The organism is Mesorhizobium sp. WSM4846 (assembly GCF_055811415.1).
The window spans coordinates 1-9,791 of the sequence record NZ_JBVVPZ010000082.1; the positions used below are offsets into that span (position 1 = coordinate 1).

At 63.0% G+C, this 9,791-nt stretch carries 6 protein-coding genes and 1 pseudogene; 2 read left to right on the top strand and 5 right to left on the bottom strand.

What is annotated here, in order from left to right:
- The 4 genes and pseudogenes from AC0L15_RS32855 to rpsL form a co-directional block, all read right to left on the bottom strand.
- Positions 1 to 77 (bottom strand): annotated as a pseudogene (locus AC0L15_RS32855) (GTP-binding protein); the annotation flags it as partial.
- A gap of 66 nt (positions 78 to 143) precedes the next feature.
- Positions 144 to 2,234: an elongation factor G gene (gene fusA / locus AC0L15_RS32860; protein ID WP_023798114.1), complete on the bottom strand. Its 2,091-nt coding sequence runs from the start codon at positions 2,232 to 2,234 to the stop codon at positions 144 to 146.
- 30 nt (positions 2,235 to 2,264) lie between these two features.
- Positions 2,265 to 2,735 (bottom strand): 30S ribosomal protein S7, encoded by a 471-nt coding sequence (rpsG, locus tag AC0L15_RS32865; RefSeq protein WP_008875664.1) that lies wholly within the window; start codon positions 2,733 to 2,735, stop codon positions 2,265 to 2,267.
- A gap of 85 nt (positions 2,736 to 2,820) precedes the next feature.
- A complete protein-coding gene (gene rpsL, locus AC0L15_RS32870; protein ID WP_006333356.1) occupies positions 2,821 to 3,192 on the bottom strand; it encodes a 30S ribosomal protein S12 in 372 nt (123 codons plus the stop codon).
- Between the two features lie 461 nt (positions 3,193 to 3,653).
- Between rpsL and AC0L15_RS32875 the strand changes: the two genes are divergently transcribed.
- Together AC0L15_RS32875 and AC0L15_RS32880 are read left to right on the top strand one after the other, a co-directional pair.
- On the top strand, positions 3,654 to 3,935 hold the full coding sequence (locus tag AC0L15_RS32875) for a hypothetical protein (protein ID WP_023798115.1): 282 nt from the start codon (positions 3,654 to 3,656) through the stop codon (positions 3,933 to 3,935).
- A 110-nt stretch (positions 3,936 to 4,045) separates the two neighbouring features.
- Complete coding sequence (locus tag AC0L15_RS32880) at positions 4,046 to 4,981, top strand: Gfo/Idh/MocA family protein (RefSeq protein WP_128169100.1); 936 nt, start codon at positions 4,046 to 4,048, stop codon at positions 4,979 to 4,981.
- Positions 4,982 to 5,325: 344 nt separating this feature from the next.
- Here the strand turns inward: AC0L15_RS32880 and rpoC are convergent, their stop codons facing one another.
- The gene (rpoC, locus tag AC0L15_RS32885; protein ID WP_287248045.1) at positions 5,326 to 9,522 is read right to left on the bottom strand and encodes a DNA-directed RNA polymerase subunit beta'; all 4,197 of its coding nucleotides are present in this window, start codon (positions 9,520 to 9,522) and stop codon (positions 5,326 to 5,328) included.
- Between the last annotated feature and the right edge of the window lie 269 nt (positions 9,523 to 9,791).

Consider the following 9,791-nt stretch of genomic DNA (forward strand, 5'->3'; position numbering starts at 1 on the left):
GTCTTGCCATGATCGACATGGCCAATCGTGCCGATGTTCACATGAGGCTTTGTACGCTCGAATTTACCTTTTGCCATGTGATCTCTCCATTCCTGCTCGCCCGTGCGGGCTTTGAATTAAGTTAGCGCTGCAACCCGTTGGGGTTACGCGTATTTCTTCTGGACTTCCTGAGCGACCGCGGTGGGGACCGGCTCGTAGTGATCGAACTGCATCGTGTAGGCCGCGCGGCCCTGGCTCATCGAGCGCAAATTGTCGACGTATTTGAACATGTTGGCGAGCGGCACCATGGCGTTGACAACCACCGCAACGCCGCGCGATTCCTGGCCCTGAATCTGGCCGCGACGGCCGTTCAGATCACCGATGACGCTGCCGACATAATCTTCCGGCGTCACCACTTCGACCTTCATGATCGGCTCGAGCAGCTGCACGCCAAGCTTGGGCGCCGCTTCACGGAAGCAGGCACGGCCGGCGATTTCGAAGGCGAGCACCGAGGAGTCGACATCATGGTAGGCGCCGTCGATCAGCGTCGCCTTGACGCCGATCATCGGGAAGCCGGCGAACGGGCCGGAGGTCATGACGCTGTTGATGCCCTTTTCGACACCGGGGATGTATTCCTTCGGCACGGCGCCGCCGACGATCTTGGATTCGAACAGGAATTCGCTGCTTTCCGGATTCGGCTCGAAGAGGATCTTGACACGGGCGAATTGGCCGGTGCCGCCGGTCTGCTTCTTGTGGGTGTAGTCCTGCTCGTGCCTGCGGGTGATCGTCTCGCGATAGGCCACCTGCGGCGCGCCGACATTGGCCTCGACCTTGAACTCGCGACGCATGCGGTCCACGATGATGTCGAGGTGCAGTTCGCCCATGCCGGAGATGATCGTCTGGCCGCTTTCCTCGTCGGTCTTGACGCGGAAGGACGGGTCCTCGGCGGCCAGGCGATGCAGCGCAAGACCCATCTTCTCCTGGTCGTTCTTGGTCTTCGGCTCGATGGCGATCTGGATGACCGGATCGGGGAACTCCATGCGCTCGAGGATGACCGGATGCAGCGGATCGCAGAGCGTGTCGCCAGTCGTCGTGTCCTTGAGGCCGGCCAAGGCGACGATGTCGCCGGCGAAAGCCTCTTCGACGTCAGCGCGCGAATTCGCATGCATCTGCAGCATGCGGCCGATGCGCTCCTTCTTGCCCTTCACCGTATTGTCGACCGAGATGCCCTTGGTGAGCTTGCCCGAATAGATGCGGGCAAAGGTGAGCGAGCCGACGAACGGGTCGTTCATGATCTTGAAGGCGAGCATCGACAGCGGCTCGCTGTCGTCGGCGTGACGCTCGATCTCGGCGTCGGTCTTGGCGTCGACGCCCTTGATGGCCGGAACGTCGGCCGGCGACGGCAGATATTCGACGACTGCGTCGAGCAGCGGCTGCACGCCCTTGTTCTTGAAGGCCGAGCCGCAGAACATCGGGTAGAACTTCACCGCGATGGTGCCCTTGCGGATCAGGGCGCGGATCTCGTCATTGCTGGGCATCTTGCCTTCGAGGTAATTCTCGAGCGCTGTCTCGTCCATTTCGACGGCGGCCTCGATCATCTTCTCGCGATATTCTTCGGCACGAGCCTTGAGGTCGTCGGGGATCTCGACGACGTCCCAGGCGGCGCCCAGCGTCTCGTCGCGCCAGACCAGCGCGTTCATCTCGACGAGATCGACGACACCCTTGAACTCGGTCTCGGCGCCGATCGGCAGCTGCATGACGACAGCCTGCGCACCGAGGCGCGAGCCGATCATTTCGACCGAGCGATAGAAATCCGCGCCGATCTTGTCCATCTTGTTGCAGAAGATCATGCGCGGCACGCGGTACTTGTCGGCCTGGCGCCAGACGGTCTCCGTCTGCGGCTCGACACCGGCATTGGCGTCGAGCAGCGCAATGGCGCCGTCGAGCACGCGCAGCGAACGCTCGACCTCGATGGTGAAGTCGACGTGGCCGGGGGTGTCGATGATGTTGAAGCGGTGCATCTTGCCGTCACGAGCCTTCCAGAAGGTCGTGGTCGCGGCGGACGTGATTGTGATGCCGCGCTCCTGCTCCTGCTCCATCCAGTCCATGGTGGCGGCGCCGTCATGGACTTCGCCGATCTTGTGCGACTTGCCCGTGTAGTAGAGGACGCGCTCGGTGGTCGTCGTCTTGCCGGCGTCGATATGCGCCATGATACCGAAATTGCGGTAGTCTTCGATTTTGTATTCGCGGGCCATGGGAGGTGCCTCTTCAGTCTCGTTCGCGCTTTACCAGCGGTAGTGCGCGAAGGCGCGGTTGGCTTCTGCCATCTTGTGGGTGTCTTCACGCTTCTTGACGGCGGTGCCGCGGTTGTTGGCCGCGTCCATCAGCTCGCCGGAGAGGCGGTCGACCATCGTGGTCTCGTTGCGGTTGCGGGCGGCGGCGATCAACCAGCGGATGGCCAGCGCCTGACGGCGCTCGGGGCGCACGTCGACCGGAACCTGGTAGGTGGCGCCACCGACGCGGCGCGAACGCACTTCCACATGCGGCGCGACATTGTCGAGCGCCTGATGGAAGACGGTGACCGGCTCCTGCTTGGTCTTGGACTGGACCTGGTCGAGCGCGCCGTAGACGATGGTCTCGGCAACCGACTTCTTGCCGTCATACATAACGGCATTCATGAATTTGGTGACGATCAGATCGCCGAACTTCGGGTCCGGATTGATCTCACGCTTTTCTGCACTGTGACGACGGGACATTTTTTCTCTGCCTCAATTCTGCGTGGTGGCCTGGATCCCGGATCGTCGCCTGGCGCCGTCCGGGATGACCTTGGCTACGCTTCGGTCACTTCGGACGCTTGGCGCCGTATTTCGAACGGCGCTGCTTGCGGTTCTTCACACCCTGCGTGTCGAGCACGCCGCGGATGATATGGTAGCGGACGCCCGGAAGATCCTTGACGCGACCGCCGCGGATCATCACCACCGAGTGCTCCTGAAGGTTGTGGCCTTCGCCGGGGATGTAGCCGATCACTTCAAAACCATTGGTCAGGCGGATCTTGGCCACCTTGCGCAGCGCCGAGTTCGGCTTCTTCGGCGTCGTTGTGTAGACGCGCGTGCAGACGCCCCGCTTCTGCGGGTTCTGCTGCATGGCCGGGACCTTGTTGCGCTTCACCGGCGCAATGCGCGGCTTGCGGATCAGCTGGTTGACGGTAGGCATTAAACCCTCTTGTCTCTCAATTCCGTGTCTCGCCCGGTCAGGGCCGCTCAAAGCGTCATTTCCATACGCAAAGTCGGGCCACAAACCGCGCCTCGCGGTCTTGCCCGAACAAATGGCAGAGGAAGCGGAAACCGCTTCATGCACGCCGGAAATGTCTTTTCGCTCGTAAAACGAACCCTGTTTGAGGCAAACTCCAAAGCGTGTCGCTTCGGAAGGGAGAGCCTCACATCGGTTCTGACTGGGCGGCTTCTACTCGCAAGCCTGTTGCCCGTCAACCCCGGAGCACCAAATATTACGCTGAAACCGAGGCTTGGCAGCCATGCGAAAAGCGCATGTAATTTTCTTTCGCCATTTTGCAAGAGCAAGGAAGAAAGTGACCGGCCCTCGGCTGTTGCATAGCCACGCTTCATGCGAAAAAGCGACATGAACAGCGCAAATCCCCTCGCCCGGAGAATCGGCCCGTGAACGACAATGATGAGCGCCCGGTCACCATCATCACCGGCCGGGCGTGGAAAAGAAAGGGCGGCAAGCCGGAAGGCGTCCACCTCATGCTGGTCGCGCCCGACGACGATTCGGCGGTGCGCCGGGCGCTCGAATCACTCGCGGCCGAAGGCTACGCCGAGGCTGAGCTCGACCAGATCGGCGACTTGGACGGCGTGCCCGACGAAGAGCCGCATTTGTCGGCCTATCAGGGCGCGCTCGAAGGCGAAGTGTCGATCGTCACCTTCGACGTGCCGCTGTGACCAGCCATGTCCCTGGCCGTCGCGGTTTGGGGCCGTCGCGGTCTGGCACTGCTTGCCCGGCATCGGTTCTCTGCTAAGAACCAAGCGCAATATCAACCTGCGGAGTTCCCATGTCCCTGAATAGCGGTCCCATCAAGCTCGGCATCGTCGGCGTGGGAAAGATTGTTCGCGACCAGCACCTGCCGGCCCTGGCCAAGGACCGCGACTACCTGCTCACCGCCGCCGCCAGCCGGCACGGCAAGGTGGACGGCATCGCGAATTTTCCTGATATCGAGGCGATGCTCGACGCCGTGCCTGAGCTCGAGGCCGTATCGCTCTGCATGCCACCGCAGTTCCGCTACGACGCCGCGCGGACAGCGCTGGCGGCGAAAAAGCATGTTTTTCTGGAAAAGCCACCCGGCGCCACGGTCAGCGAGGTCGAGGATTTGAAAGCACTGGCGGCGGCAAACGGCGTCTCGCTGTTTGCCAGCTGGCATTCGCGCTATGCGCCGGCGGTTGAAGCGGCGCGCGCATTTTTAGGCTCGACCCAGATCAGGTCGGCCGCCATCAACTGGAAGGAGGACGTGCGCCGCTGGCACCCGAACCAGGACTGGATCTGGGCTCCAGGCGGCTTCGGCGTGTTCGATCCCGGCATCAACGCGCTGTCGATCGCGACCCACATATTGCCGGCGATGTTCATCAGCTCGGCGATCCTCGATTTTCCCGAAAACCGCGCCGCCCCGATCGCCGCCCATATTGCCTTCCGCACCTCGAACGGCTTGCCGGTGGCGATGGAACTCGACTGGCGCCAGACCGGCCCGCAAAGCTGGGACATCCTGGCCGAGACCGACAAGGGCGCGATGGTGCTTTCGGGCGGCGGCGCAAAACTCGCGGTCGACGGCCGCGTCGTTCACGACGAGCCGGAAGCGGAGTATCCGATGCTCTACAGGCGTTTCGCCGAGATCGTGCGCGCCGGCGTCTCCGACGTCGATCTCGCCCCGCTCCAGCATGTCGCCGACGCCTTCATGCTCGGCAAGCGCAATGTGGTGGAAGCGTTTTTCGATTAAGCCGTGGAGCTGCAAGGAGTGGTCTTCGCTCCGGTTCTGCAAGCGTCGTGCCGCCCCTCATCTGGCTGCCGCCATCTTCTCCCCGTGAACGGGGAGAAGGACGCCTTCGCATAGGATTTCGCCAATTACAGGCGTTGCAGAAAGGGCGCCAAGGTTGCGGCCAGCTTCTTTCTCCCCGTTTACGGGGAGAAATGCCCGCCAGGGCAATGAGGGGCGGCGCCGGACGATCGAAACAAGTCGCAACACTCGACGACGCCTCCTCCAGTCCGTCGCCAACTCAACACGCAAAAAAGCCGCCGGGTTGCCCCGACGGCTTTGTTGCCTGAGATCTTTACCCGACGCGCTTACTGCGCGGCGGAAGCCATGTCGGTCAGCATCGGGTCGGCGACCTCGACGCCCGACGCCTTGCGGCGCTCGTCGATGATCAGCTCGTCGCGCGAGGTGGCGATGCGCCGGATCTGGCTCATCGTGCCGCCGGTGCCGGCCGGGATCAGACGGCCGACGATGACGTTTTCCTTCAGCCCCTGCAGCATGTCCGTCTTGCCGGCAACCGCCGCTTCGGTCAGCACCCGGGTCGTCTCCTGGAAGGAGGCGGCCGAGATGAAGGACGGCGTCTGCAGCGAGGCCTTGGTGATGCCCAACAGCACCGGCTGGCCTTCGGCCGGCTTCTTGCCGTCCTCGACCAGGCGCTCGTTGACCTCTTCCAGCTCGATCACGTCGACGTGGTCGCCCGGAATGTAGGTCGAGTCGCCCTGCGCGGTGATCTCGACCTTCTGCAGCATCTGGCGAACGATCACCTCGATGTGCTTGTCGTTGATCGACACGCCCTGCAGACGGTAGACCTCCTGGATCTCGTTGACGAGGTAGGAGGCAAGCGCCTCCACGCCCTTGATCGCCAGGATGTCGTGCGGCGCCGGATTGCCGTCGAGGATGTAGTCGCCCTTCTCGATGACGTCGCCGTCCTGGAGATGGAACGGCTTGCCCTTCGGGATCAGGTATTCGACCGGCTCAAGCGTCGAGTCATGTGGCTCGATGATAATGCGGCGCTTGTTCTTGTAGTCGCGGCCGAAGCGGATCGTGCCATCGATCTCGGCGATGATGGCGTGATCCTTCGGACGGCGTGCCTCGAACAATTCGGCAACACGCGGCAGACCGCCGGTGATGTCCTTGGTCTTGGCGCTTTCCATCGGGATACGCGCCAGCACGTCGCCGGGGCGAACCTGTGCACCCGGCTCGACCGAAAGAATGGCCTCGACCGAGAGCAGGAAGCGAGCGTCGCCGCCCTTCGACAGTTTGCCGACCTTGCCCTTGGCGTCCTGGACGACGATCGCCGGCTTGAGGTCGTTGCCGCGTGGCGTCGAACGCCAGTCGATGACCTCGCGCTTGGTGATGCCGGTCGATTCGTCGGCCGTTTCCTGGACGGAAATGCCGTCGACCAGATCCTCGAACGCCACCTTGCCCTCGATTTCGGTGAGGACCGGGCGGGTATAGGGATCCCACTCGGCGATGCGCTGGCCGCGCTTCACCTTGTCGCCATCGTCCACGAAGATGCGCGAACCATAGGTGAGGCGGTGCGTGGCGCGCTCCTTGCCGGCCTCGTCGAGGATCAGCACCGCCATGTTGCGGCCCATGACCATCTGCTGGCCGTCGGAGTTGCGCACCACGTTGCGGTTGCGGATCTCGACCTTGCCCTCATACGAGGCTTCAAGGAACGACGAGTCCACCACCTGCGCCGTACCGCCCATGTGGAAGGTACGCATGGTGAGCTGGGTGCCCGGCTCGCCGATCGACTGCGCCGCGATGACGCCGACAGCCTCGCCCTGGTTGACCGGGGTGCCGCGGGCCAGATCGCGTCCGTAGCAGACCGCGCAGACACCGACCCTGACGTCGCAAGTCAGCGCCGAGCGGATGCGGACCGACTGGACGCCGGCTTTTTCGATCTGCTCGACGTCCCGTTCGTCCATTAGCGTTCCGGCCTTGACCAGAACCTCACCCGACACCGGATGCGTGATGTCGTCGAGCGCGGTGCGGCCGAGAACCCGCTGGCCGACGGAAGCGACGACCTGGCCGGCATCGACGATCGGCTGCATGGTGAGGCCCTTGTCGGTGCCGCAGTCGACGGAGTTGACGATGCAGTCCTGCGCCACGTCGACCAGACGACGGGTGAGGTAACCCGAGTTCGCCGTCTTCAAGGCGGTGTCGGCCAGACCCTTGCGGGCGCCGTGGGTCGAGTTGAAATACTCGAGCACGGTCAGGCCTTCCTTGAAGTTGGAGATGATCGGCGTCTCGATGATCTCACCGCTCGGCTTGGCCATCAGGCCGCGCATACCGGCAAGCTGGCGCATCTGGGTGGGCGAGCCGCGCGCACCGGAGTGCGACATCATGTAGATCGAGTTCATCGGCTTTTGACGGCCATTGTCCTCGAACTCGACCGCCTTGATGCGGGCCATCATCTCGTCGGCGACCTTTTCCGAGCACTTGGCCCAGGCGTCGACGACCTTGTTGTACTTCTCGCCCTGCGTGATCAGGCCGTCATTGTACTGCTGCTCGTATTCCTTGGCCAAGGCCTCGGTGTCGGAAACCAGCTTGATCTTGGCATCCGGGATCAGCATGTCGTCCTTGCCGAACGAGATGCCAGCGCGGCAGGCGTGGCTGAAGCCGAGGGCCATGATGCGATCGCAGAAAATGACCGTCTCCTTCTGACCGCAATGGCGGTAGACGGTGTCGATCATCTTGGAGATGTTCTTCTTGGTCATCTCCTGGTTGGCGGTCTCGTACGGCACGTTGACGTTCTTCGGCAGAAGCTCGCCGATGATCATGCGGCCGGGCGTGGTGTCGTAGATCTTCGACACGACCTTGCCGTCCGCATCGACCGTGCGGAAGCGGCCCTTGATCTTGGAGTGCAGCGTCACCGCCTTGGTCTCGAGCGCGTGCTGGAGTTCGCCCATGTCGGCAAACACCATGCCCTCGCCCGGCTCGTTCTGGTTGACGATCGAGAGATAGTAGAGACCCAGGACCATGTCCTGCGACGGCACGATGATCGGCGCGCCGGACGCCGGGTGCAGGATGTTGTTGGTCGACATCATCAGCACGCGGGCTTCAAGCTGTGCTTCCAGCGACAGCGGCACGTGAACCGCCATCTGGTCGCCGTCGAAATCGGCGTTGAAGGCCGTGCAGACCAGCGGGTGAAGCTGGATCGCCTTGCCTTCGATCAGGATCGGTTCGAACGCCTGGATGCCGAGGCGGTGCAGCGTCGGCGCACGGTTCAAGAGCACCGGATGCTCGCGAATAACCTCGTCGAGGATATCCCAGACCTCCGGACGCTCCTTCTCGACCAGCTTCTTCGCCTGCTTGACGGTCGAGGAATAACCCTTGGCGTCGAGACGGGCATAGATGAAGGGCTTGAACAGTTCGAGCGCCATCTTCTTCGGCAGGCCGCACTGGTGCAGCTTGAGCTCCGGGCCGGTCACGATGACCGAGCGGCCGGAATAGTCGACGCGCTTGCCGAGCAGGTTCTGGCGGAACCGGCCCTGCTTGCCCTTCAGCATGTCGGACAGCGACTTCAGCGGACGCTTGTTGGCGCCGGTGATGACGCGGCCGCGACGGCCGTTGTCGAACAGCGCGTCGACGGCTTCCTGCAGCATGCGCTTTTCATTGCGCACGATGATGCCGGGCGCGCGCAGCTCGATCAGCCGCTTCAGGCGGTTGTTGCGGTTGATGACGCGGCGATAGAGATCGTTGAGATCGGACGTGGCGAAGCGGCCGCCGTCCAGGGGAACCAGCGGGCGCAGGTCCGGCGGGATCACCGGCACCACCTTCATGATCATCCATTCCGGACGGTTGCCGGACTCCATGAAGTTCTCGACGACCTTGAGCCGCTTCAGATACTTCTTCTGCTTGAGCTCGGATGTGGTCGAAGCCAGCTCCGAACGCAGGTCGCCGGCGATCTTCTCCAGGTCCATGCCGGCCAGAAGGTCGTGGATGGCCTCGGCGCCGATCATGGCGGTGAAGCTATCCTCGCCATATTCGTCGACGGCCATCATGTATTCTTCCTCGCTGAGGAGCTGGTGCTCCTTCAGCGCGGTCAGGCCGGGCTCGGTGACGATGTAGTTCTCGAAGTAGAGAACGCGCTCGATGTCCTTCAGCGTCATGTCGAGCAGCGTGCCGATACGCGACGGCAGCGACTTCAGGAACCAGATATGGGCGACCGGCGCGGCCAGCTCGATATGGCCCATGCGCTCGCGACGGACGCGCGACAGCGTGACTTCGACGCCGCACTTCTCGCAGATGACGCCCTTGTACTTCATGCGCTTGTACTTGCCGCACAGGCATTCGTAGTCCTTGATCGGGCCGAAAATACGCGCGCAGAACAGGCCGTCGCGCTCCGGCTTGAAGGTGCGGTAGTTGATGGTCTCCGGCTTCTTGATCTCGCCGAACGACCAGGACAGAATCTTCTCAGGGCTGGCGAGCGAAATCCGGATGGAATCGAACACCTGTGCAGGCGCCTGGGGATTGAAGAGATTCATGACCTCTTGGTTCATGCCGTTCTCCTTTTCGGGGTCATCGAAAACCCCTTGCATCTAGCGCGGGCCAAACGCCCGCCGACTTGATCGGCCATCGGCCGAAGAAACTTTCTTGTTTGAGCATGATCTTGGCCGAAAACCGGTAACCACTTTTCGGGATCATGCTCGGCGTGGGGGGGGGGGGGGGGGGGGGGGGGGGGGGGGGGGGGGTGTGGGGGGGGGGGGGGGGGGGGGGGGGGGGGGGGGGGGGGGGGGGGGGGGGGGGGGGGGGGGGGGGGGGGGGGGGG